Below are 23,266 nucleotides of genomic sequence, written 5' to 3'. Positions count from 1 at the left end.
TTTTAATCCAACTTAAAACGAACTGGGATTTGTACGCGGTGAGCCATTTTTTGCCCATCGACTGAATGAGGAGAAAAACGCCACTTTTTGATGGCGACGAGGGCGGAATGATCGAGCATCTCTGCGCCTGACGAGGTAATTAAAACTTGTTTGATTTGGTTACCTTGCTCATCTAGCCATATTTCGTACAGTGCGACGCCTTCAACGCCCCGCTTTCTTGCCAAGCGAGGGTATTTCGGTGCAGTTGGGCGCGTCACAAATGAAGGTTTGGTAATTAATACTGGTTGAGCGCTAGCACCTTGGTTGACGACTTGAGTCTGTGGTTTGTTTTGTTCGGCTTCGCGCTTTTGGTCATTTGGTCGAACAGGTTGTTTGTTTATCGTCTGCTCAGGGGAAGGCGCTGTCTTGGTTTTTGGCATTTGTTTGGCAGTTTTTTTCTCTGGAGCTGGTTTTTTGTGTGCGATCTTGCGCTCTACAGGCGTGGGCTTTTGCGACGTCTTTTGGTCTTGGGTTGTTGTGAGCGCTTTTTCAATTGGCTCCGCAGTGGGTTTGGTCGCTGTAACTTCAGGTTTTGTTGGTGGCGTAACCGCTTTGAAATTGATCGATACCGTGTGCGATTGCGTTCCAGCAGGCATGGCAAATGCTTTGGGTTCTTGTGCGATAAAAACGAATCCAGTGTGGATAGCTAGAGATAGGCTAGCAGCCATTGTGTATCGTTTTATGTTCACTCAGATTCTCCAACTAGCAAGATAATGTCCAGACAGCGGCAGTATTACTTAAAATGCAAATAAGATCAATTATCAATTGCATTATCATTAGCGTCAATTTATGATCTGTTGCAGTGAATGTTGTTTTTAACGTGAAGCTCGTTGTGACAAGCGTTAAGAGAAGTATGAAATGCTTAGTATTGATAAATTTGATGAATCCATTTTGGCGGTCAAAACCCCCGATCCGTTACGCTTTGCCTTTGCACGCAAATCTTCTCCTCACGCTGGAGTAAGGCTGAAACCATTAGCCGTTGATGAAAAAGAGCGCGCATTAAAGCAATTATTTGCTGCTGATGGAGAGAAGAGTCATAAACGCTGTCTATACATCCATGTTCCTTTTTGCCGCGTTAGGTGTACGTTTTGTAACTTTTTCCAAAATGCGGCAAGTCGTCAGTTGGTTGATGATTACTTTGAAGCGTTGATGCTTGAGATTAAGCACAAAGCTTGGATGCAATGGACGCAGGCGGGTACGTTTCATGCGGTCTACGTTGGTGGAGGAACACCAACAGATCTATCTGCTCAGCAAATCGAGGCACTAGGTAAGGCAATTCGCCACTATTTTCCACTCACCGCCGATTGTGAGATCACCTTAGAAGGCAGAATCAATCGCTTCAGTGACGAAATGTTTCAGCGCGCTTTAGAAGGTGGATTTAATCGATTTTCATTTGGCATCCAGAGTTTTAACACTCAAGTAAGACGTAGCGCAAAACGGTTAGACGACAGAGAAACTGTGTTGGAACGCATCACCGCCTTGAGCGCAACTGAGCAAGCGCCAATCATTCTCGATCTACTGTATGGCTTGCCTTATCAAACTATCGACATTTTCGAACAGGATTTAGCGGACTATCTGTCAACAGGTGCGCATGGCATTGATTTATACCAACTGGTGGTTGGGGCAAACGCACCGATGTTAAATTTGGTCGAGAAAGGCAGAATACCCTCGCCTGCAACAACGCCAGATAAAGCCTCAATGTATGAGTTAGGTTCGCGATTTATGCAAAAGCATCATATGCGCCAATTAAGTGTTAACCACTGGGCGAGAGATAACCGAGAACGTAGCCAATACAACTCGTTAGCCAAAACTTACGCCCAAGTGTTGCCCATCGGCTGCGGTGCTGGAGGCAATATTGGTGGCTACAGCATGATGAATCACCGCACCTTGGATACGTATATGAACGCAATAAAGTCGGGCGACAGTGTGGTGGCAATGATGACCAAGCAGCATGCTCTCGAACCGATATTTGCGGCATTAAAAGCCGGTTTTGATCGCGGTGTTGTTTCACGTGCGATGATGCCAGAGTTCGGTGCTTGCTCATCATATGACTATTTATTGCCTCTATTTAACCATTGGCAAGAAAAAGGCCTGCTGCAGGTTCAAGGTGATTACTTTTCATTAACCATGGCAGGGCAGTTTTGGGCAGTCAGTCTCGCTCAAGCATGTATTCAAGTACTACAGTCTACTTATCAAGAACAAATCGCGCTCGAACCCGTCGCGATGTAAATGGAACTATTATGCAAACACTAAAACAAAAGGTCGCGCAACTTATTGAACAGGAACCAACCCTTCTTCCTGCGGCGATAGCAGAAAAACTCGATATTTCGGAGTTTGAAGCTGTTTCGTCGTTGCCAGAAGAGATGATCGCGATTGTCGATGGCGAGCAAGCATTGCCAATCATGGAAAGCTTGGTGGGTTTCGGCCCAGTCACGACAATTGTGCATTCATTTGGTTCGATTTTTGAAGTAAAAGCCCCGTTTCCAAAAGGAAAAGTGGCACGTGGCTACTACAACTTGATGGGGCGTGACGGTGAGCTTCACGGGCATTTGAAGTTAGAGAACATCAAGCACGTCGCTTTAGTGAGTAAGCCCTTCATGGGCAGAGAAAGTCACTACTTTGGCTTCTTTTGTGAAGCGGGAAACAATATTTTTAAAGTGTATTTAGGCCGTAATGAAAAGCGCGCATTGATCGAGTCTCAAGTCGCAACATTCAAACAATGGCAGCAAGAATTCAAAAAATAATCACCACTAGAATTAGAAAAGTAAGTTTAGGAGCTCAACATGGAACAACAAGTGAAACAAGAACGCTTACAAGGGCGATTAGGGCCAGAGATTAAAGAATTCCGTCAACAGCGCCGCACGTTGCAACTCGCCACTGTGGATGAGAATGGTCGCCCTAATGTCAGTTATGCCCCTTATGTACAGAACCAAGATGGCTATTTTGTGTTGATCTCAGAAATTGCACGTCACGCACGGAATCTGCAGGTTAATCCGAATGTTTCGATCATGATGATTGAAGATGAAGAAAGTTCGAAACAGTTGTTTGCCCGTAAGCGCTTAACTTTCGATGCAGTTGCGTCTGTGGTGGAACGTGACAGCGCTCAATGGACTCAGGTCATTGCGCAAATGCAACAACGTTTTGGCGAAATCATTGATGGCTTGAGTCAACTGCAAGACTTCGTGCTATTCAACCTAAAAGCTGACAAAGGCTTGTTTGTTAAAGGTTTTGGTCAAGCCTATCAAGTATCTGGAGATGACCTAGTTGACTTTGTGCATCTACAAGAAGGGCACAAAAAGGCGTCGAACGCCTAGCCAATCACAATAGGAGCCAATAAGGCTCCTATGATCGTTGCTCATATCTATGCCCCAGTTGGTTAAAAGCTTGAGTCCGGTTGAGTGAGAAACTCAATTTCTTCCTCGCTACTTTGTCGACCCAGAATTTGATTCCGATGTGGATAACGTCCAAAGCGGTCGATAATAAGTTTGTGTTTGAGTTCGAACTGGTAGTTGTTCTCCATGCCGGGTGTGCTAAAGAGCTCAATGGCCTGTTGATGAATTAGCGCGGATTCGCTATGCATAAATGGCATATAAAGAAAAGCACGTTGTTCTATGGGCAGTGCTTTGTCTAGCCCTTGTGCTATCGCTTCTTGCGCTAGGGCGAGAGCGAGTGGATCTTGAGCAAATGCGTTGGGCGTACCTCGGTAGATATTACGCGAAAACTGGTCGAGCACGATAACTTCTGCTAAGCGTCCATCTGCGCTGCCTCGCCACGTAAACAGTTCACTTTGAGACGCACGCGTGAGCAAAGCGCCAAACCGAGAGTCTATTTGAACGTCGAGTTCTGGACTGCCCATAAACCAGTCTTTGGCGTCCAATTCATTAAACCAAAAATCGAGAACATCTGTTGAGCTGGGTAGAGTATTCATAATCGTTCCATGCTCTTAGTGGGTTAATTGATGATGGATAACAGAGGCGAGCTTTTCAACTCCGATTCGCCATTCCGGATTGGATGTAAAGTTTGAGCAACTAAAACGCACACAGTTCTCATATTGTCCTGAGGTGTCGAAAATGGTACCCGGCAAGATACTAATCCCTATATGTTTCGTCTGTTGATAAAGGTTATGGCTATCCAACCCTTCCGGTAGGCTAAGCCAGAGTAAAAAGGAACCTTGTGGCAATATGGCTTTGTATTTGTGTTTCAAACTTGGGTATTGATCGAAGGCGTTACTCAATTCTTGCAGCAACAAACGGGTATTGTTTTGATAAAAACGACGCATTTTATATACATGCTGGCGATATTTTCCTGAGCTGAGAAAATCAGCCACGGCAGACTGCATCAAATTTAAACTTCCCATATTATCGCAGACCAGAAATTTTTCGATTTGTGGTTGATATCGACCAGCCAAGATCCAACCAATACGCAAGCGTGAATCGAGCATTTTTGAAAGCGAATTGACGTAGATGACTCGATCTCTATTATCAAGTGACTTGAGTGGCGCGATCCCTTCATCAAAGGCGAGTGCGCCAAACACATCATCCTCAATTATGGGAATTGAGCCACTGACATCAAGTAGGGCGAGTCGCTTCTCAAGTGGCATTCGCGCACCAGTAGGATTGGTAAAGTTGGGGGTAACTAAGATAACTTTGACGTCCCATTGGTTAATCGCTTCTTGCAACGAATCAATATCGAGCCCAGTTCGCGGACAACTGGGTACCTCGATCACTTGCAGCCCCAATGACTCCATCAACAATAGATTGCCAAAGTAACAAGGCGATTCTACAGCAATGATGTCTCCTACTGTGGTTAATGCCCGCAATGCTAAACTGATGGCTTGCTGCGCTCCATGAGTGATGGCAATTTCATTCGTTGCGACCTTAACCCCCAAATCCTGACTGATTTTACTCAAGTGCTTAAGCAGTTGTTGGTTTCCCGGTGGTAATTGATAATGACTTGGTGTTTGGCTTTGTCTGCGGCTGTGACGACCAATCTCTGCATACAGGCTTCGAATCGCAGGAGTGTCGATATTTGGATGTGCGGAACCTGTCGCCAACAATTCTTTTTCTGGGGAGTAGGTCAATATTTCTTTGCACACGGAAAGTAAATCAACATTGCTTGGCGACTGAGTCAGCGTGCTAGACAAGGTGTTGGGGCAAACACGGTAGCCAGATTTGGGCACGGTATAAATCACACCTTGGGCTTCAAGCTCTTGATAGGCGCGAATGACAGTATTCTTACTGACGGTAAGACGCTGACTCAACGAGCGAATTGAAGGGAGCTTCTCATTGTCAGCGAGCATCCCAGAGTCAATACGCTGCTTAATGTGATGCTCAACCATCAGATACTTATTGCTTGCATTCATAAACTGTACCCAATAAATAACTCAAATCTGTGCCTTTAAGCTTTTTCTGTACCTATTAAAGTAGCCTGATAATAGAGAAAAGATCCAGAGGAATATTCATGTTAGTTAGACTTATCCCATTTGTTTTTGTCGTGCTGTGGGCGTCTGGCTTTGTCGGCGCAAGGTTTGGTTTGCAATATGCTGAGCCAGCAACTCTACTCGCGTTGCGCATGGTATCGAATGTGGCTTTGTTCCTCGTTTTGATTGTGGTTTTACGCCGTAAACTTCCTACCGGTAAAGCGATGCTTCATAGTGCTATCGTGGGAATGTTGATCCATGGTTTCTATCTAGGTGGGACTTATATTGCTATCGATCTTGGCATGCCTGCTGGATTGAGTTCACTTTTGGTTGGGTTACAACCCATTTTAACGGCGTTGCTGCTGGTTTCGATGGTGGGCCACTCGTTCAAAGCCTCTCAATGGCTCGGTCTATTGCTTGGTTTTGTCGGAATTAGTTTGGTTTTGATGGGCAAAGTCGATTGGCAAGACGAAGCCCATAAAACTGCGGCGGTGACACTTTGCTTGATATCGTTGTTGGGTATTACCTTAGGAACCTTGTACCAGAAAAAATTCTGCCAAGGTGTCGATATGGTTGGCAGTGCGACCGTTCAGTATTTTGCGGCAGGATTGATGTTTATTCCTTACGCGTTGAGCTTTGAAACCATGCACATAGATTGGAGTTACCCGTTTGTTTTTACAATGATTTGGCTTGTGGTCGTGTTGTCTTGTATTGCGATACTGCTGCTACTGTACATGGTTGAACATGGTGCTTCATCTAGTGTTGCCTCTGTTTTCTATCTCGTACCGCCAACGACAGCGATTCAAGCATGGATTATGTTTGGTGAATCTTTTGATAGTTTGGGTGTGTTCGGTTTTATGTGTGCCGCGGTTGCAGTATACCTAGTTGCCAAGGCGCCAAGCTTCGGTACGTCAAAGAAGTTAGCCAAAACTGAAGCGCTCTAGCGATCGTGATTTAACATTTCGACAGCTATATCTTGCACGAAGCCGAGGAAAAATTTACCTGTGTGCTGTTGAACTCTTCATCTGTGAGCTAAGTTTAATGTGAGGTGGCTCACGGAGGGAAAGTGTTGTGAATCATAGTCATGCTATTCATCATATTTTGATTGCGAGTTTGGTCTGGCTGTTATCCCCCCTTGCATACGGCAGCGTGGACGATTTACGCCAAGTTTCATTTTATACCGAGGCGTACCCGCCAGCGAATTATATGCAAGGCGATAAGATAACCGGTTACTCAGTGGACATTTTAACCGAGGCAAGTGCGTTGGTCGGTGAGCCGATAGCACTCTCGCAAATCACACTGCAACCGTGGGCAAGGTCATATCGCACTGTGTTAACCCATGAAAATTCGATACTGTTTTCGACCACCCGTTCTGAGCTCAGAGAAAGCCTTTTTCAATGGGTTGGGCCTATTGTCGATATCAAAGTTGTGTTATTAGCTAGAAAAGACGCCAATATTAAAATTGAAAACCCGTTAGATATGGCGTCGTATCGAATCGGTGTCATCAAAGATGATATCGGGGAACAGAGCTTGATTGAACTGGGTATTCCTAGAGATGCCATGCAGGAAGCGATTTCTGTGTCTGTATTGGCTGAACAACTAATGAAAAAACGCATCGATTTGTTGGTTTATGCAGAGCGCGCAGCGTATTGGTGGGCTCGTCAGGCAGGCGTCGATCCAGAATTGTTCGAGCCTGTATACGTGGTTAAAGAAGGCGATGTTTATTTTGCTGTGAATCGAGATACGGATAAATCGGTTGTTGATAAACTGCAGCGTGGGTTAGAACTGCTTAAGATGCAAGGTGAGTCAGGTAATAGTCGATACCAAGAAATTCTCGACAAATACTAGTAATAAAAAAGGACAGCGCTGTGGCTGTCCTTGCATTTATACAACGGCCTTTTTGACAAAGTAAGGGTTGTCGTATTTGTTAGGGTTGCCAAGCTCTTTGACCACCAAACGGTTCCAGAGCTGGGCGTCAAACTCGTTTTTAGGGATAGAAGGGTAGAGCGTTTCGGCTTCTTCCATCGCATAACGGGTAAACTCTTTTTTCTTAATCTGGTTGTATTTTCTAGCGATCCGATTGTGTTTCGCTATCCACTCTTCCTTGAACGCAATCATACCCGGTTGGGCGACTTCCAAAGGTAATCGAGACAAGTAGATCCGTTTATAGGAGACCTTGCGATTCATCATCGTACGCATCGCCGTTTGGATGTATTTACCATGATTGGTGATCGAAATATCATTTTTATCGAACAGCTGGACGCTCCAACCCGACGGAAAAAAGTTAGGCTTTTTGTATTGCTGATTTCGAACTTCGATTGCTTTATGCATGACAAGATCAGAAGTACCGTTGAACGTCTGCTGCCACTTACCTATGCGTATTTGTATAGCTGTCGGCAATCGATAAATATTGGTGAATTTATCTTGTTCCATAATATGCACACTATTAAACGTCTATCAATCTAACGACGAGAAAAGGTGACAATTAAGACACCTTTGACAATGCTAGTACGGGTTCGCCACTGGTTAGGATAGAGATAATTACTAGGCTATCGTCATCCAGCGTATGCTGAAGTTAACTTGTGGCGGCTTACTTTAGCGTTAGATTATACATGATAACAGATTGCTGTGCGAGATATGACCAGTCAAAGCTGTGTCAATTAGTAACAAAGTGAATCGCTTACCCAGCCAGGGTTAAGTTAAATGCTTAGGGCGCGACGGCACCACCTAAGGTTAAATTGGTCGGCCACTTAGAAATACGGTTTCCTCCGAGGAAGATATTGCCATTCACTGTCATAGTGTCAGGAAATTCACTAATGTTAGAACCTCCAATATATAGGTTGCCCTCGACGATGAGTCCTTCTGGTAAGGTTTCTAGAGGCGTTCTAATCACACTGAGATCGCCTTTGACTCGTAGTCGTGGAGGAAGTGAATTGAGTGGTGTATCTGTCAGATTGATGTAGCCGCCTACTTTAATACCAGAAGGCCAGCGTTGGATTTGCGAGCCTAACAGATTTGCGTAGCCCTTGATTTGAACTCCTTTATTTATCTTACTTAGGCCACAGTTGGTTGCGGTGAGGCTGCCTTGTATATCTAAGTCTTGAGGTAAGGATTTGATTGAGGTTTTAGCTATATTGAGATTACCCTTGATGACAAGCCCACTTGGAAGTTCGGTATAGGGCTTGTTACGAAGATCTAAGTTCCCATAATTATCGAGATGATTGAGAATACGAAAGGGATCAAGCGCAGCGCTGTGTGCGTTGGTTGAGCCTACAAGCAATAAAATGGTAAAAAAAAGGCGTAACATAGTCTTCGATGTAGAGACAGCTAATACTTAATAATAAATCTCGCTTCAAATAGATCAATAATATTAATGTGTAGAGAAAGAGAAACGGGCTGAATCGCCCGTTTTTAGCCTAGGAAAAGACGCAGGTTATCGCGCTAAAGAGCGACTTTTCAGTTCAAAGATGAGTTTCTCGGCGCTAACTTCAAACTTAAAGCGAGCGGTAAGCTCTGTTGAATCTTCAGTGACTGGAGAGATTTCATATTCGACGTTGGCGCATACTTGTTTCGCCATTTCAATGTATTTGTTTAATTCAGCTTCGAGTAGTGTCTTACCTGCTGCAAAGATTGAAACCTCTGCAACATCATCACCTTCTTTAATGATGAAGCCGATTTCTCCTGCGCAGCCGCAGGCTTCACAAACTTGTTCTGGTTCGGTGCTCATCTCAATTAAATCCTCTTACAAATAGTAAGGCTATATTAACCAGTAATTGGCAGGGAATCTATAAAAAAACGGTGTGCTATTTTGACTCGAAGTCGCAGCATGATTGATTGGCTATAGAGATTTATTACCGTTATATGACATGATAATTATTCACATTTAAGTGTGATGTGAGTCAATAAAATACGAAAATGCGTGTAGGTATTATGTCAGAATCTTATCCAATTAGTTGTAAGCATCAAGATTTTGTAAGATTATCGGCCGTCATTATTATATAAACAAAAAGATAAATTCCCTGGGTTTCATAAAATCCATCAATGGTGTTTTTTGTGAAAATTAGCTTGCACCTCACTACAATTAGATGAGCCGTATGGTTTAATCGGGTGGAATCCTTTTCGGTGATGTCTGACATGCGGCGTAAATCTCAAGTAAGTGCCTGGGGATGTCAATAATTGCAGACGGATATACAGAGAGAAGAACCTAACCATGCCAAAGCGTAGTAAAGAAGATACCGAGATCACCATTCAGAAAATTATGGATGCGGTAGTTGACCAGCTATTGCGATTAGGTTACGACAAAATGTCGTACACAACATTGAGCCAACAAACTGGAGTATCCAGAACGGGAATTAGTCATCATTTTCCTAAGAAAACAGATTTTACCGCTGCGCTCGATGGTCGTATTTTTACAATGTTTGTTGAACATATTGAGTTTGACAAAGGCGTTAGCGAATTTTCATCTAGCTGGGTTTCGGCGTTAGATAATGACGAGTTTCGCGCCATTCTTCGCTTGATGTTCCACCACATTGTGACATCGCAAAACTCGCATGAGTTTGCAAGCAATGCTGTCCAACGTTTATACACGGTATGTGAAGAAAAATTAGGCCAAGGTAGCGCGAAAGAGCTTGAGTGGTTGATTGGTAAATCACTGATTCGTATGACTCAATAAAGTTAACGTAGTAAGCCTTCTTTGGAAGGCTTGCTGCTCTCACCCTTGGTTACCTCTCGACAATTATTTAGTTTCTATCCCATTTTTCTGACTACGCTCTTAATCTACATTTGCTAATTTATAGGCGAATAATCGCTCTAAACAGCCAGGCTGCAATTGTTTATTCAGTGAATCCGCACAGCGAATCACACAACTTTCTTGACGCACACTGTATACGACTCAATACTTTACCTAACAATAAGGGTGGAAGTTCCAGTCAACACATATGCATATCAAGGTGAGACAAATCACTTTAATCAATTTACGTGTCGCTGTTGTCCCCGGTACTCCACTGTTTTTGTTACACTCAATAAAGAAACAAATAATAGATAGGAGTAGGTGTACGCATGTCTTTTCCGGTACTTATATGCGATGACTCCGCTTTGGCGAGAAAACAAATGGCTCGCTCACTGCCTGCTTCGCTTAATGCTGATATCAACTTTGCTGTTCACGGTTTGGATGCACTAGAACAGTTAGCACAAAACGAATTCAAGCTGATGTTCTTGGATTTAACTATGCCGGAACTGGATGGTTTTGGTACGTTGGAGGAAATGGGTAAGCGCGCATTTGACGTGCCTGTTGTGGTCGTTTCTGGCGATATTCAACCTAAAGCTAAAGAACGAGTCATGGCTCTCGGCGCGAAAGCGTTTATTCAGAAGCCAATTGACAAAGAAGCGCTCAACAAGGTGCTTAAAGAGTTAGTTGAGCCTGTAACTCAGCCACGAATTGTCACTCCGGTTTCCATTGAGTTGCCTATCTTACGTCGTCGTGACATCTATATGGAAGTGGCCAACGTTTCGATTGGCCGCGCGGCTGATGCTCTGGCAAGGCACTTTGACGTATTTGTTCATTTACCCCTACCTAATGTGAATATTTTTGAGGTCAGCGAGCTACATATGGCGCTACGCGACCTCGCAGAAAATGATCAGGTTTCTGGTGTCTGTCAAGGGTTTAGCGGGGAAGGGATCGCAGGTGAAGCCTTGGTATTGCTCAGTGATTCGAGTGTCAGCGACCTGAAAAAATTGATGAAAGTGCCCGCTGATAGTGAAGAGCTTGAAGAACTTGAGCTGTTAATGGATGTGTCTAATATCCTTGTGGGTTCCTTCTTAAATGGCTTGGGTGAGCAGGCCGAAGTACGCTTTTTCCAAAGCTCTCCGGTTTTGCTCGGGCAACACATATCGATTGACTCAGTGATTTCCTCAACGACGGGTTCTTTCAGTAAAACCATGACATTCGAAGTCAGTTACACCATTGATGGCACGTCTATTCGTTGTGATTTGTTGTTTATGTTTGTTGATGAGTCGTTACCACTTCTTGATAACAAACTTTCGTACCTAATGGAGGACTTTTAATGTTATCTCTTCCTGCTGAATTTGAGCAGTTCCACTGGATGGTGGATATGGTGCAAAACGTTGAATTGGGCTTGGTGGTTCTTGATAGCGATCATAATGTCCAAGTCTGGAATGGTTTCATGACTCACCACAGTGGCATACAGGCGCACGACGCGATTGGTAAGTCTTTGTTTGAGTTGTTTCCTGAAATTCCAAAAGATTGGTTTAAGTTAAAAACAAAGCCAGTCTATGATTTAGGGTGTCGTAGTTTCATCACATGGCAGCAACGTCCTTATCTTTTTAAATGTCGTAATGTTCGTCCCGTGACGCAGCAAGCGGATTTTATGTATCAGAATATCACCTTGAATCCTATGCGTACTCCAACAGGTGAAATTCGCTCCTTGTTCCTATCAATACAGGACGCAACTGCGGAAGCTTTAGTGTCTAAACAACCATAATATCCAGTCAACGCCGAGGTGTTCCTTGGCGTTGTTGTCTACTCTTATCTTATCTCACTGATTGCTCATTAAACTATGAAACCTGAACTTCCGTTATCGCTCTATACCGGACAACAAGTCAAATTGGGTGAATTACAAGCCGCCAAGTGTGCTGGTGTTGAGATGTATACACTAATGTTGCGCGCTGGAGACGCCGTATATGGCGTGGTTAAGCAGCAATACCCTAACGCAAAGAGAATCTTAATTTTAGCTGGAACAGGTAACAACGGAGGCGACGGCTTTGTAGTAGCGAAACTTGCCAAACAGGATGGCTTGAAAGTAGCGACATATGTCTATGGTGATGAGTCAAAAATTTCTGGTGACGCGCAAACAGCCAAACAAGAGTGGCTCGCTAGTGGTGGAGTGATTCGCCCTCTAGAGATGCTGAATTGCCAACAACTGGAAGCCGACGTCATTATTGATGGTTTATTAGGGACAGGGCTCACTGGAGAGGTTCGAAAACCGCTGCAACGCATTATTAAACAGATAAATGACACTCATTTGCCAGTCGTAGCGATAGATACGCCTTCTGGACTGAGCTCTGAGACAGGAGATGTTTTGGGTGATGTTGTCGTTGCTCTACATACTGTGACTTTTATTGGCGTTAAACAGGGGCTAACGACAGGTCAAGCAAGGGCGGTGGTAGGAGACCTTCATTTTGCCGGTCTTGGGATCGAAAAGGAATTTCAGCGAATAGCTAAAGCCAGCAGTCAGTTTATTAATCCTAGCCAGTTTAAAGCCGCACTGCCTACACGTCGGGCAACCGCGCATAAAGGAGATAATGGTCGAATACTCTGCCTTGGGGGCAATAAGGGCTATGCGGGCGCAATTCGCCTCTGCGCCAGCGCTAGTGTCAAAAGTGGTGCGGGGCTGGTTCGAACCTTATGTCACTCAAGCTCTGCATTGCCTCTTCAAGTAGCGTGTCCAGAAGTTATGACGCAGGCATGGGTAGAGGAAGACGAAGCTCTGCAACAAGCGTTAGCCTTTGCTGACGTCATTGCAATTGGCCCCGGGCTTGGAACAGATACTTGGGCTCAAGTTTTATATCAACAGGTGACAAACTGCCAACTCCCTAAAGCGGTGGACGCTGATGGTCTCAATTTATTGGCTCTACAACCTCAACATGATGCGCTAAGAATTATCACACCTCACCCAGGGGAAGCTGCGCGGCTATTGGCATGTACGACACGTGAGGTTGAGCAAGACCGCTTTAAAGCCGTAATAGACTTGCATAAAAAATACGCTGGCGTCGTTGTGTTAAAAGGGGCCGGTACCTTAGTGTATGATGGCCAAGATATCTATGTTTGCCAAGCTGGCAGCCCTGCAATGGCGACGGGGGGAATGGGAGATGTGCTCACTGGTATTATTGCTGCATTAATTGCCCAAGGCATGTCATTACCTGATGCGGCTAAATTTGGTGTATTAATCCACAGTGTTGCTGCCGATCAAATCGCCCAACAAGTCGGTCAGATCGGCATTTTAGCCAGCGAGGTGGCTGAACAAGCCCGTAAAGTGATTAATAGCTGGTTAAGCTGAGTACATTTTAAACTTTTCTCAATCAATTCTGTGACTTCGATTGTTATTTCGCGCTGATCCGTTACAATACGCGTTCTTTCCTGAATTGTGCATCCGTATTTGCGCACAAAAGGACAAGGACACTCGTCTTTAATTCTCAAATTCATATTGAAGACACGTTTTAAATTGCATGTGTTGCTTGGTGTGCAACACCACTGTAAGGACAGTTTAATGCCTATTATCACTCTTCCTGACGGCAGTCAGCGTCAATTTGACAACCCAGTTTCTACTCTTGATGTCGCGCAATCTATCGGCCCTGGTCTTGCAAAAGCAACCATTGCTGGACGTGTTGATGGAAATCGTGTTGATGCCTGTGATCTTATCGAACAAGATGCTAGCTTAGAAATCATCACGGTAAAAGATGAAGTAGATGGTCTAGAAATCGTTCGCCACTCATGTGCTCACCTTCTTGGTCATGCGATCAAGCAGCTTTTCCCTGAAGCGAAAATGGCGATTGGTCCGACTATCGATAGTGGTTTTTACTACGATATCGACTTAGAACACTCTCTAACGCAAGAAGATCTAGAAAAGATCGAAAAGCGTATGAAAGACCTAGCTAAGACCAAATACCAAGTTATCAAGAAAAAGGTTAGCTGGCAGGAAGCACGCGATGCATTCGAAGCTCGCGGTGAAACATACAAGATGGAAATCCTAGACGAGAACGTATCTCGTGATGATCGTCCGGGTCTTTACCATCATGAAGAATACATCGATATGTGTCGTGGTCCACACGTACCACATATGGGTTTTTGTCAGCACTTTACGTTACTTAATGTAGCGGGTGCTTACTGGCGTGGTAACAGTGACAACAAGATGCTGCAACGTATCTATGGTACAGCTTTCCACGACAAGAAAGCGCTTAAAGCGCATTTAACTCGCCTTGAAGAAGCCGCGAAGCGTGACCACCGTAAAATCGGTAAGCAGCTAGACTTGTTCCACATGCAGCAAGAAGCGCCAGGTATGGTGTTCTGGCATCACAATGGTTGGTCTATCTTCCGTGATCTAGAAGTATTCATCCGAACTAAGCTAGATGAGTACGGTTACCAAGAAGTAAAAGGTCCACTAATGATGGACCGTGTGCTTTGGGAACGTTCGGGTCACTGGGACAAATACGCAGATGCCATGTTCACAACTTCTTCTGAGAACCGTGAATACGCGATTAAGCCAATGAACTGTCCGGGTCACGTGCAGATTTTTAACCAAGGTCTGAAGTCGTACCGCGACCTACCGTTACGTATGGCTGAGTTTGGTTCATGTCACCGTAACGAACCATCGGGTGCACTACACGGAATTATGCGTGTTCGTGGCTTTACTCAAGATGATGCACACATCTTCTGTACAGAAAGCCAAATTCAAGAAGAAGTGACTTCTTGTATTAAAATGGTTTACGATACGTACCAAACATTTGGTTTCGACAACATTGTCGTGAAGCTATCAACTCGTCCAGAGAAGCGAGTTGGCTCAGATGAGATTTGGGATCAATCTGAAGAAGCACTTAAGCAATCTCTTGAAGCAATGGATATTCTATATGAAATTCAAGAGGGTGAAGGAGCATTCTACGGTCCTAAGATCGAGTTTACACTTCACGATTGTCTAGACCGTGCATGGCAATGTGGTACTGTGCAGCTAGATTTCAACTTGCCAGGCCGTTTAGGTGCAACTTATGTGGATGAAAATAACGAGCGCCAAGTGCCAGTTATGATTCACCGTGCGATCTTAGGTTCACTTGAACGATTCATCGGTATTTTGATTGAAGAATACTATGGCTTCTTCCCAACATGGTTATCGCCAGAACAGGCTGTAATCATGAATATTACCGACAAGCAGTCGGATTATGTTCAGGAAGTGGCACAAAAACTACAAAAATGTGGAATTAGAGCTAAAGCGGACTTGAGAAATGAGAAGATTGGCTTTAAAATCCGCGAACACACTTTGAAGCGTGTACCGTTTATGCTTGTTTGTGGCGACCAAGAGATGGAAGCTGGCGAAATTGCAGTACGTACGCGTAAAGGCAAAGATCTCGGCAAGTTTAAAGTGGATGACTTTATTTCATACATCCAAGACGAGATTTCAAGCCGTAAGCTCAATCTGGAGGAATAAACTATTAAAGGCGGAAGACGCGGCCAAGTACCGGCCAAACAAAATGCTCATCGTTTAAACGGTGAAATTCGTGGCGTTCGTGAAGTTCGATTAACTGGCGCTGATGGTGAATCAGTTGGTGTTGTTTCTATTCAAGAAGCGGTAGCAGCAGCTGAAGAAGCAGGCATGGATCTAGTAGAGATCAGCCCAAATGCTGAGCCACCAGTATGTCGTGTAATGGACTACGGTAAATTCCTCTTTGAGAAGAGCAAGTCTGCTAAAGAGCAGAAGAAAAAGCAAAAACAGGTTCAGATTAAGGAAGTAAAATTCCGCCCTGGAACTGATATTGGAGACTATCAGGTAAAACTACGCAACCTGACGCGTTTCCTTGAAGACGGCAACAAAGTGAAGGTAACAATTCGCTTCCGTGGCCGAGAAATGGCACACCAAGACATCGGTGTTGACGTTCTTAAACGCTTGAAAGAAGACACTGCAGAACTTGCTGTAGTGGAATCTTTCCCAAATCGTATCGAAGGCCGTCAGATGATCATGGTTCTTGCCCCTAAGAAGAAGTAATTAACGGCTTTACAAGTAATGAAACTCTGCCGTATTTCCTTTGCAAAAAGGCCGAAGCGGTAGGGTTTTATTCGCCCTAATTACTATTGTTTATACAACTCAACAATGCGGAGTTATTCATCATGCCTAAGATGAAAACCAACAAAGGTGCTGCTAAGCGTTTTAAGAAAACTGCTGGTGGTATTAAGTTTAAGCACGCTACTAAACGTCACATCCTGACTAAGCGTACTACTAAGAACAAGCGTCAGCTACGTCCAAATGCAATCCTTCCTAAGTGTGAAGTGGCTGCAGTTGCTCGTATGCTACCATACGCATAATTCTTTTTAGTTTATTAATCGTTTAGTTTAGGAGAAGCATAATGCCTCGCGTAAAACGTGGTGTACAAGCTCGTGCACGTCATAAGAAAGTTCTAAAACAAGCTAAAGGTTACTACGGTGCACGTTCACGTGTTTACCGCGTAGCTTTCCAAGCAGTTACTAAAGCTGGTCAATACGCTTACCGTGACCGTCGCAACAAGAAACGTCAATTCCGTCAACTATGGATTGCACGTATCAACGCTGCATCTCGTCAAAATGGTCTATCTTACAGCCGTTTCATCAACGGTCTTAAGAAAGCATCTATCGAGATCGACCGTAAGATCCTTGCGGACATCGCGGTATTCGACAAAGCTGCATTTGCAGTTCTAGTTGAAAAAGCGAAAGCTGCTCTTTAATTAGAGTAAGTTTTTAGGATTAAGAAAAGGAGAGCTTCGGCTCTCCTTTTTTGTATCTGAAAATCCTTCATATTCCTATTTTTAGGGCTTTTTTATTAAGTTATCTCCCCGTTGCTAAACGCCCTGTTGCTTAAGCGCTTGATTGTGTACGATTACGCATCAAAGCCGAATAGGTACATCACAGACGATGTTTAGCTGCAGTCGCTCGAACGACGCTTCGGGTGCTCTTAGTCTGTAGTCTGCAGAAGGAGTTAATGATGAACGTAGAGATCTATCAAGTTGATTCGTTTGCCTCAGGGCCATTTCGAGGCAATCCCGCTGGGGTATGTATAACCGAACATCCGTTACCAGAAGAGACAATGTTTGCAATTGCTGGAGAGATGGCGGTGTCGGAAACCGCATTTCTCACTCTTAGCGATATGCGGCTACGCTGGTTTACACCCAAAATCGAGGTGGTACTGTGCGGACATGGAACCTTGGCTGTCGCCCATATTCTCAAGCAAAAAGGTAAGGTTGAAGATGGGGATTGCATCACTTTTAACACGCTCTCTGGTCCACTCACTGCCCAATTCAAAGGGAATCTTATTGAACTGGATTTCCCAGTTGCGAAGCTTATCGCTAGTGAAACGGCTGACCCTACGTTGATAGAGGCCTTGGGCTTGAAATCTGAACAAATATTATCAGTGGCTCTGTTTGACACAAAAGTACTGATATCGGTATGTTCCGCTGAGGTTGTTAATAAACTATCCCCTAATTTTGACGCGATGAAACGGCTAGAAGGTCGTGGTGTAGTGGTTACCGCTTTAAGTGACAATAGCAACGTGGATTTTGTCTCACGCTACTTTGCTCCATGGGTCGGTGTCAATGAAGATCCGGTGACAGGCTCTGCACATTGCGCGTTGGCTGTGTATTGGCAAAAGGTGTTAGGTAAAAACCAGTTCCATGCCTACCAAGCCTCTGCTCGCGGTGGTCATATTAGTATTCAGATTGACGGTGAGCGGGTAAAGTTGAGCGGTACAGCTCACACTGTCATTTGTGGGCAAATGCATTTGTAATAGAACGCTAAGAAGGATAGAAAAGTGCTTGAGTTGTTTAAGAAAGTGCTACTTATTAACCTCGTTGCGTCAGCGTTGGTTCTAGGATTGTCGCAATATGTTGAATGGTTTCAAACGACCAGATTGATCGATTTTCTATTTGTGGTTGTCTTCATTATATGGGGCTTGGCGAAACTAATGTGGGATGGTGGAAGGCACAGCAAAACAACGTGCTATGATGACGCCAAAACAGACAGTGTTTATAAGATGGTAAGTGATCACGATTTCAAAAAAGACGAGCAAGAAACCAGCCGACAAAATTATCAAGACGGGTTTGTGTTGTTTCTAGCTGGTATACCCGCCTTTCTAGCTTGTTTGTATTTGCAGTTTATTGCCTAGTTTGCTAGCTCGCGATATTCATGGTTAAGTTCAAGTCTAATGAAAGTTTGGACAGTTTGTCTTTTAGTACGCGCCGAGTTTTATCTAACTCGGCAACCTCAACTTGCTGACCAGCTGAATGGACATCTAGATTGACACGTAGTTCTCTTCCTACTTTGGTGACAGCCGCCACTTTCAGATGTTGAGATACTTGTCTGTCGATTGCCGATACTTCTTTGTCAACAACATTACAAATAGCTTCGTCTGGCTTCATCATCAACAATTCGCGAATAGCGCCGATAAACATGTCAAACGGTACTTTGATAAAGTAGAACGACATTAAGATCATCATCATAGGGTCAGCGTAGACCGCGTACTCTGCAAATGGTGAGACAGACACCAGCCAAGCACTAATGAAGCCTAAGGTTACTGCTACGCTCAGTAGTGTATCCATTTGCCACTGCTTGCTTTCTGCCTCAATCAGACCTGAAGAAAAACGTTTTGATTTACTGGCGATATGCCACCATGCATAGCCACAACCTAACACGTTGACAACCCCAAAAAGAGTGGCGATACCCGCGTCGACTTCTCTACCGCCGGTGAACATTGCTGTAATGGCCGAGTAAAGCGAGAAGCTAACGATAGTGAGAATAACACTGCCTTTTATGGCGATGACGATAGGCTCTAATACCGCTTTGCCAAAAGGAAAGTGGCGTTTTGATGGTTGTTGAATAAAGCGAGAAACTGCCAGTGACAATAAAGTTAACAGTAGGCTAACTAAGGAATATACTCCATCAAAAACGATAACCAGCGATCCCATAAGTAAACCAAGCACAAGTCCTGCACCCGCAAAGCCTGATGCAAGCATCGCTGAGAAGGTAAGGATTTGTTTTTCGTTTAAACTTGTTCGGGCACACATAATGCGATCTCTAATTAATTTACCCTACCAGTGTTCTCAAAATCGATGGATTTAACAAACACTATCTGGCTAATTAGTATGCCGTATTATTGCGGTCTAATGTAAATTAGTTATTTTTCAGTTAGTTAATCTGAATTTTTTGTGTCAATAAAATTGGCACTGACTGACGCGATTGCTCAGATATTGCCTAGAAGTCAAACAAATACTCGTTGAGTTTGTCTGCCAACCAGGACATTCCAGGATGTTCCGCCATGCCTGCAGAGGTAAACATGCAATAATCTTCCTGAGTCAAACCGTAGGTATGTTTAATTACAGCGAGTTCTTGCTTTCTTAATAAGTGTCGGATAAGCGGTTCGGGCAGTACTCCCCACGCGTCTTCTTCTAAAATAGTATTCAGCATATAGTCAAAGCTTGAGAACCCGATATATCTTAACGAGAAGGGTTGTAATTCAGGGTTGTCTTTCTCATTGAGATAAACCATCACTGCTTGCATCGCATTGCGCAGTTCTTCATCTGACACTCGGCGAAGACGAGCAAGTGGGTGGCTTGTCCGACAGACTGACATTAGCCGGATTTTGCCTAAAGGTTGAAAGGCCACTAATGGGTCGTCAGTGCGTTCATAGTCGACACCAAAAGCGAAATCTACCTGAGATGTTGCGACAAGATTGGCTAAGTCACCGCTTGATGCTAGAACAATATTGAATGCTGTCGCAGGGAAACGATTATTGAGACGATGGGAGAGATCTTGCCATAACTCGTCGGGGAGAGAGTCGTCACGAGCGATCCAGACCTCGGCGTTAAACTCGCCAGAAACTTGAGCACATGTCTGGCGAATACGTGAAGCGGTCACCAGTAGGTTTTGACAGTCTTTGTAAATCGCTTTTCCGGCTTCTGATAGGGTGAGGTTGTTACCGCTACGAACGAACAATTCGACATCCAGATCCTTTTCTAACGCCTTAAGCGCCATACTGAGTTTAGTACGGTTGCACTCAAGCTGGCGTGCGGCTTCGGAGACTGATCCCGCATCGGCGACGCTGCAAAACGCTTCTATTTGCGATAAGTTCATCTTTTGTTCAATTTGATTGGCTTGATTTCGATATTATATTAATCGTAGGTAATTGTCTGTTTTCCGCATTGAAATGCTATGAATTTCATGCAGTTTTGATACTCTTGGGCGACGCCAAGTGAATGTAGTAACAGGGAGATCATGATGGCTAACAGTTGGGACGATGTCGCGCTAAATTGGGATGCAGATACTGCGACTAATGTATTTGCTGACAAAGCGTTTGAGTCGCTACAGAAAGTTGTTGATATTAAAGGATTACATATTCTGGATTTTGGTTGTGGTACGGGCTTGTTAAGTCAACGATTATCACCACAAGCAAAAGATATAGTCGCATTAGACGGCTCTGAAGCGATGATAGAGCAACTTGACAAAAAAGAGCTCGCCAACGTCGAACCTGTTGTTGATATACTGACTCGCGGCCTTGTTGCTATGCACCCTGCATTTCGTGCTCAATTCGATCTGGTTGTTGCCTCTTCAGTGTGTAGCTTTGTGCCGAGCTACTCAGATTCAGCCGACATCATATTTAGCTTGCTTGATGAGGGCGGCTACTTCATTCATTGGGATTGGTTGTCGGACAAAGATGAAGTAGGCGGTATGACAATCACACACGCTCAACAGGTTCTATCTAGCGTCGGTTTTAGTGAAGTGATTGTAACGACGCCATTCGATGTCGATACTTCAAATGGCACTCTGAAAGTGTTAATGGCGGTTGCGAAAAAATAACCACCATCAGTTTTGTCTAAGAAGCCCAGCATAAACGCTGGGCTTTTTGTTTAAATGACAGTGCTATTTTGATGTTTCTCGATTTCATCCAGTACCCATGGGTTGGCGATGGCCCCTTTATTTTGAATTTCATTGCCATGGAGCACTTGCTTGACGGCTAACTCGACCAGTTTGCCTGACTTCGTTTTAGGTACTTCACTAATTGGATAGATTTCTGAGGGAACATGGCGTGGGGAGCACTGCACTCGAAGCGTTTGTTTAATGTTGGTAACTAGCTCGTCATTGAGTTCATAGTCAGGATGAACTTGGACAAATAAGACAATTTTTTCATCACCATCTATTCGTCTTCCAACGGCAATAGAATCTTGGATTTCGGCTAGTTGGTTCACTTTCTGATAGATTTCTGCCGTACCAATACGAACCCCGCCAGGGTTGAGTGTCGCATCACTTCGTCCGTAAAAAATCATCCCGTTACGCGGCGTCATTTCAACGTCATCGCCATGGTGCCAAGTGTTGGCGTATTTATCCCAATAGGCTTGATGATATCTTGCGCCGTTATCATGCCAGAAACCTAAAGGTTGATTGGGGAAGCTATTGCGGCAAACGAGTTCGCCACGCTCCGAGGTGACTTCACGACCGGAGTCATTAAATACTGCTACATCCATCCCCAAGCCAGCTCCTTGGCATTCGCCGCGATACACAGGTGACATCGGGTTACCCAAAACAAAACAGCCACAAATATCGGTACCTCCGGCTATCGAAGCAAGGTGAATATCGACCTTAATATTGGAATAGACATAATCAAATTGCTCTGGATACAGTACTGAGCCAGTCGAGCACAGAGTACGTAGAGAGTTAAGTGAATAGCCGCTGCTAGGATTGAATTGGGTCTTTTCTAGTGCTTCTAAATACTTGGCTGAAGTGCCAAACAAAGTCACATCAGCCTCATCACAGAGTTGCCACAGTGCATTCTGGTTTGGATACATGGGGCTGCCATCATAGATCACTAAGGTTGCACCGCTGGCTAGTGCAGAGACGTGCCAGTTCCACATCATCCAGCCACATGTGGTGTAGTAAAAGACGCGATCTTTTGGCTGAATATCGCAGTGAAGCTGATGCTCTTTGAGATGATTTAGAATTGTGCCGCCTACGGAGTGCACAATGCATTTCGGTTTGCCTGTGGTGCCCGATGAGTAGAGAACAAATAGCGGGTCGTTAAAACTGATCCTTTGGAAAATCATTCCGCGCGGTAAATAACTTGCAAGAATGGCTTCCCAGTCTGAATAGCTGTCATTCAACATTTGTTCGTCGAGTTGAGATTCCAAATAATCAATTTGGCACGTATTCACTATGCTCGGTATCGCCTCGACGATTTGGCGGTTCTTCTCTTCCATATGAAAAGTCTTGCCGTTGAAGTAATACCCGTTACAGCAGAACAGAATTTTAGGCTGTACCTGACCAAAGCGTTCGACAACACTCTCGGCACCAAAATCAGGAGAGGTAGATGTCCAGATCGCGCCTAAACTTGTCGCCGCCAACATAGCAATGACCGTTTCTGGCATATGCGGTAGATAACCTGCTACGACATCACCTCGCTCGACGCCGTTTTGTTTCAACCATTGTTGGAGGATAGACACTTTATCGCACAAGCTTTGCCATGAAATTTTCTCCGCATCACCTCGTTCATTTTTGAACCAGATCGCGATGTCTTCAGGGGCTTGATATGCGTAGGCGAGTAAGTTTTCCGCGTAGTTTATTTGTGATTGAGGGAACCAAATCGTATCTCTACTTGGGCTGAATGCGCCCCATTTCGCGAGTCCTTCGCCGAGAATACAATCGCCTTTGTACCCTATGACATCACAAAACTGCCACACTTCTAGCCAGAAATCTTTCTTGTGCTCAACAGACCAACGATGCAAGTCTGAATACGATTCAACACTATGACCTTGAATATTAATGTGTTTGATGAATTGGTTCAGATTAGAAGCTTCAATTCGCTCGCGACTTGGTTCCCAAATAGGAGAAGGGCTGCGCTGCTGTGAGTTAGACATGACATCCTCGTCGTGTTGTTCTTCGTTATTCAAATAAGCTTTGATGAAAATGTGGTCAAAGTCAAACATCTAGGTGTACTTCAGCTTTATGAAAAATAAGCAAAAAGCCGTCAAATGTAAAAAAAATGTTACAGAAAGAGTGGGAGGGAGAGATGG

Annotated in this window: 25 protein-coding genes; 16 read left to right on the top strand and 9 right to left on the bottom strand. The window is 44.3% G+C overall.

Features of this window, described 5'->3' with window-relative positions; genetic code table 11:
• Positions 1 to 2: 2 nt before the first annotated feature.
• Positions 3 to 728 (bottom strand): energy transducer TonB, encoded by a 726-nt coding sequence (locus TW81_RS11550; RefSeq protein WP_045955863.1) that lies wholly within the window; start codon positions 726 to 728, stop codon positions 3 to 5.
• Positions 729 to 897: 169 nt separating this feature from the next.
• Between TW81_RS11550 and hutW the strand changes: the two genes are divergently transcribed.
• From hutW to hutZ, 3 genes are read left to right on the top strand one after another with little or no spacing between them, the layout of a single operon-like run.
• Positions 898 to 2,268, top strand: a complete 1,371-nt coding sequence (gene hutW / locus TW81_RS11545; RefSeq protein ID WP_045955862.1) for a heme anaerobic degradation radical SAM methyltransferase ChuW/HutW — start codon at positions 898 to 900, stop codon at positions 2,266 to 2,268.
• A gap of 11 nt (positions 2,269 to 2,279) precedes the next feature.
• Positions 2,280 to 2,783 carry a heme utilization cystosolic carrier protein HutX gene (gene hutX / locus TW81_RS11540; RefSeq protein WP_045955861.1) on the top strand — a complete coding sequence of 168 codons (504 nt, stop codon included), beginning with the start codon at positions 2,280 to 2,282 and terminating at the stop codon, positions 2,781 to 2,783.
• Between the two features lie 39 nt (positions 2,784 to 2,822).
• Complete coding sequence (gene hutZ, locus TW81_RS11535) at positions 2,823 to 3,353, top strand: heme utilization protein HutZ (protein ID WP_045955860.1); 531 nt, start codon at positions 2,823 to 2,825, stop codon at positions 3,351 to 3,353.
• 62 nt (positions 3,354 to 3,415) lie between these two features.
• On the opposite strand, the gene TW81_RS11530 is transcribed toward hutZ, so the two are convergent.
• Both TW81_RS11530 and TW81_RS11525 read right to left on the bottom strand, forming a co-directional pair.
• Positions 3,416 to 3,967, bottom strand: a complete 552-nt coding sequence (locus TW81_RS11530) for a DUF924 family protein (protein ID WP_045955859.1) — start codon at positions 3,965 to 3,967, stop codon at positions 3,416 to 3,418.
• 15 nt (positions 3,968 to 3,982) lie between these two features.
• Positions 3,983 to 5,401 (bottom strand): aminotransferase-like domain-containing protein, encoded by a 1,419-nt coding sequence (locus TW81_RS11525; RefSeq protein ID WP_045955858.1) that lies wholly within the window; start codon positions 5,399 to 5,401, stop codon positions 3,983 to 3,985.
• Between the two features lie 98 nt (positions 5,402 to 5,499).
• Here TW81_RS11525 and TW81_RS11520 point away from each other — a divergent pair, with 98 nt between their 5' ends.
• Positions 5,500 to 6,402 (top strand): DMT family transporter, encoded by a 903-nt coding sequence (locus TW81_RS11520; RefSeq protein ID WP_045955857.1) that lies wholly within the window; start codon positions 5,500 to 5,502, stop codon positions 6,400 to 6,402.
• Between the two features lie 127 nt (positions 6,403 to 6,529).
• Positions 6,530 to 7,306, top strand: coding sequence for a substrate-binding periplasmic protein (locus TW81_RS11515; RefSeq protein WP_052706198.1), 777 nt, complete (start codon positions 6,530 to 6,532; stop codon positions 7,304 to 7,306).
• Positions 7,307 to 7,342: 36 nt separating this feature from the next.
• On the opposite strand, the gene TW81_RS11510 is transcribed toward TW81_RS11515, so the two are convergent.
• The 3 genes from TW81_RS11510 to TW81_RS11500 form a co-directional block, all read right to left on the bottom strand.
• On the bottom strand, positions 7,343 to 7,891 hold the full coding sequence (locus TW81_RS11510; protein WP_045955856.1) for an MSHA operon transcriptional regulator: 549 nt from the start codon (positions 7,889 to 7,891) through the stop codon (positions 7,343 to 7,345).
• A gap of 274 nt (positions 7,892 to 8,165) precedes the next feature.
• Complete coding sequence (locus TW81_RS11505) at positions 8,166 to 8,765, bottom strand: hypothetical protein (RefSeq protein ID WP_045955855.1); 600 nt, start codon at positions 8,763 to 8,765, stop codon at positions 8,166 to 8,168.
• Positions 8,766 to 8,891: 126 nt separating this feature from the next.
• Positions 8,892 to 9,185 carry a YfcZ/YiiS family protein gene (locus tag TW81_RS11500; protein WP_045955854.1) on the bottom strand — a complete coding sequence of 98 codons (294 nt, stop codon included), beginning with the start codon at positions 9,183 to 9,185 and terminating at the stop codon, positions 8,892 to 8,894.
• Positions 9,186 to 9,668: 483 nt separating this feature from the next.
• Between TW81_RS11500 and TW81_RS11495 the strand changes: the two genes are divergently transcribed.
• From TW81_RS11495 to TW81_RS11450, 10 genes are all read left to right on the top strand, one after another.
• The gene (locus tag TW81_RS11495; RefSeq protein ID WP_045955853.1) at positions 9,669 to 10,130 is read left to right on the top strand and encodes a TetR/AcrR family transcriptional regulator; all 462 of its coding nucleotides are present in this window, start codon (positions 9,669 to 9,671) and stop codon (positions 10,128 to 10,130) included.
• 386 nt (positions 10,131 to 10,516) lie between these two features.
• On the top strand, positions 10,517 to 11,521 hold the full coding sequence (locus TW81_RS11490; RefSeq protein ID WP_045955852.1) for a response regulator: 1,005 nt from the start codon (positions 10,517 to 10,519) through the stop codon (positions 11,519 to 11,521).
• Complete coding sequence (locus tag TW81_RS11485) at positions 11,521 to 11,958, top strand: PAS domain-containing protein (RefSeq protein WP_045955851.1); 438 nt, start codon at positions 11,521 to 11,523, stop codon at positions 11,956 to 11,958. Before TW81_RS11490 ends, TW81_RS11485 begins: the two co-directional genes overlap by 1 nt.
• A 75-nt stretch (positions 11,959 to 12,033) precedes the next feature.
• Complete coding sequence (locus TW81_RS11480) at positions 12,034 to 13,533, top strand: bifunctional ADP-dependent NAD(P)H-hydrate dehydratase/NAD(P)H-hydrate epimerase (protein WP_045955850.1); 1,500 nt, start codon at positions 12,034 to 12,036, stop codon at positions 13,531 to 13,533.
• Between the two features lie 210 nt (positions 13,534 to 13,743).
• Positions 13,744 to 15,672, top strand: a complete 1,929-nt coding sequence (thrS, locus tag TW81_RS11475; RefSeq protein ID WP_045955849.1) for a threonine--tRNA ligase — start codon at positions 13,744 to 13,746, stop codon at positions 15,670 to 15,672.
• A gap of 3 nt (positions 15,673 to 15,675) precedes the next feature.
• The gene (gene infC / locus TW81_RS11470) at positions 15,676 to 16,227 is read left to right on the top strand and encodes a translation initiation factor IF-3 (protein WP_084715868.1); all 552 of its coding nucleotides are present in this window, start codon (positions 15,676 to 15,678) and stop codon (positions 16,225 to 16,227) included.
• Between the two features lie 122 nt (positions 16,228 to 16,349).
• Positions 16,350 to 16,544 carry a 50S ribosomal protein L35 gene (rpmI, locus tag TW81_RS11465; protein ID WP_004411425.1) on the top strand — a complete coding sequence of 65 codons (195 nt, stop codon included), beginning with the start codon at positions 16,350 to 16,352 and terminating at the stop codon, positions 16,542 to 16,544.
• Between the two features lie 41 nt (positions 16,545 to 16,585).
• Positions 16,586 to 16,939 carry a 50S ribosomal protein L20 gene (gene rplT, locus TW81_RS11460; protein WP_004401084.1) on the top strand — a complete coding sequence of 118 codons (354 nt, stop codon included), beginning with the start codon at positions 16,586 to 16,588 and terminating at the stop codon, positions 16,937 to 16,939.
• A gap of 257 nt (positions 16,940 to 17,196) precedes the next feature.
• Positions 17,197 to 17,994 carry a PhzF family phenazine biosynthesis protein gene (locus tag TW81_RS11455; protein WP_045955847.1) on the top strand — a complete coding sequence of 266 codons (798 nt, stop codon included), beginning with the start codon at positions 17,197 to 17,199 and terminating at the stop codon, positions 17,992 to 17,994.
• A gap of 24 nt (positions 17,995 to 18,018) precedes the next feature.
• A complete protein-coding gene (locus TW81_RS11450; protein ID WP_045955846.1) occupies positions 18,019 to 18,372 on the top strand; it encodes a hypothetical protein in 354 nt (117 codons plus the stop codon).
• A 4-nt stretch (positions 18,373 to 18,376) separates the two neighbouring features.
• Here TW81_RS11450 and TW81_RS11445 read toward each other — a convergent pair whose 3' ends face one another.
• Positions 18,377 to 19,270, bottom strand: a complete 894-nt coding sequence (locus tag TW81_RS11445) for a cation diffusion facilitator family transporter (RefSeq protein WP_045955845.1) — start codon at positions 19,268 to 19,270, stop codon at positions 18,377 to 18,379.
• A 187-nt stretch (positions 19,271 to 19,457) separates the two neighbouring features.
• Entirely contained in the window at positions 19,458 to 20,336 is an 879-nt protein-coding gene (locus tag TW81_RS11440) for a LysR family transcriptional regulator (RefSeq protein ID WP_045955844.1), read from the bottom strand.
• 144 nt (positions 20,337 to 20,480) lie between these two features.
• Here TW81_RS11440 and TW81_RS11435 point away from each other — a divergent pair, with 144 nt between their 5' ends.
• The gene (locus TW81_RS11435; protein WP_045955843.1) at positions 20,481 to 21,059 is read left to right on the top strand and encodes a class I SAM-dependent DNA methyltransferase; all 579 of its coding nucleotides are present in this window, start codon (positions 20,481 to 20,483) and stop codon (positions 21,057 to 21,059) included.
• Positions 21,060 to 21,109: 50 nt separating this feature from the next.
• Here TW81_RS11435 and TW81_RS11430 read toward each other — a convergent pair whose 3' ends face one another.
• The gene (locus TW81_RS11430; RefSeq protein ID WP_045956033.1) at positions 21,110 to 23,110 is read right to left on the bottom strand and encodes an acetoacetate--CoA ligase; all 2,001 of its coding nucleotides are present in this window, start codon (positions 23,108 to 23,110) and stop codon (positions 21,110 to 21,112) included.
• Positions 23,111 to 23,266: the final 156 nt, after the last annotated feature.

This window comes from Vibrio galatheae (assembly GCF_000967545.1).
GTDB classification, from domain to species: Bacteria; Pseudomonadota; Gammaproteobacteria; order Enterobacterales; family Vibrionaceae; genus Vibrio; species Vibrio galatheae.
The sequence above is the reverse complement of the archived record's forward strand: the minus strand, read 5'-3'. Positions and strand labels throughout refer to the sequence as shown.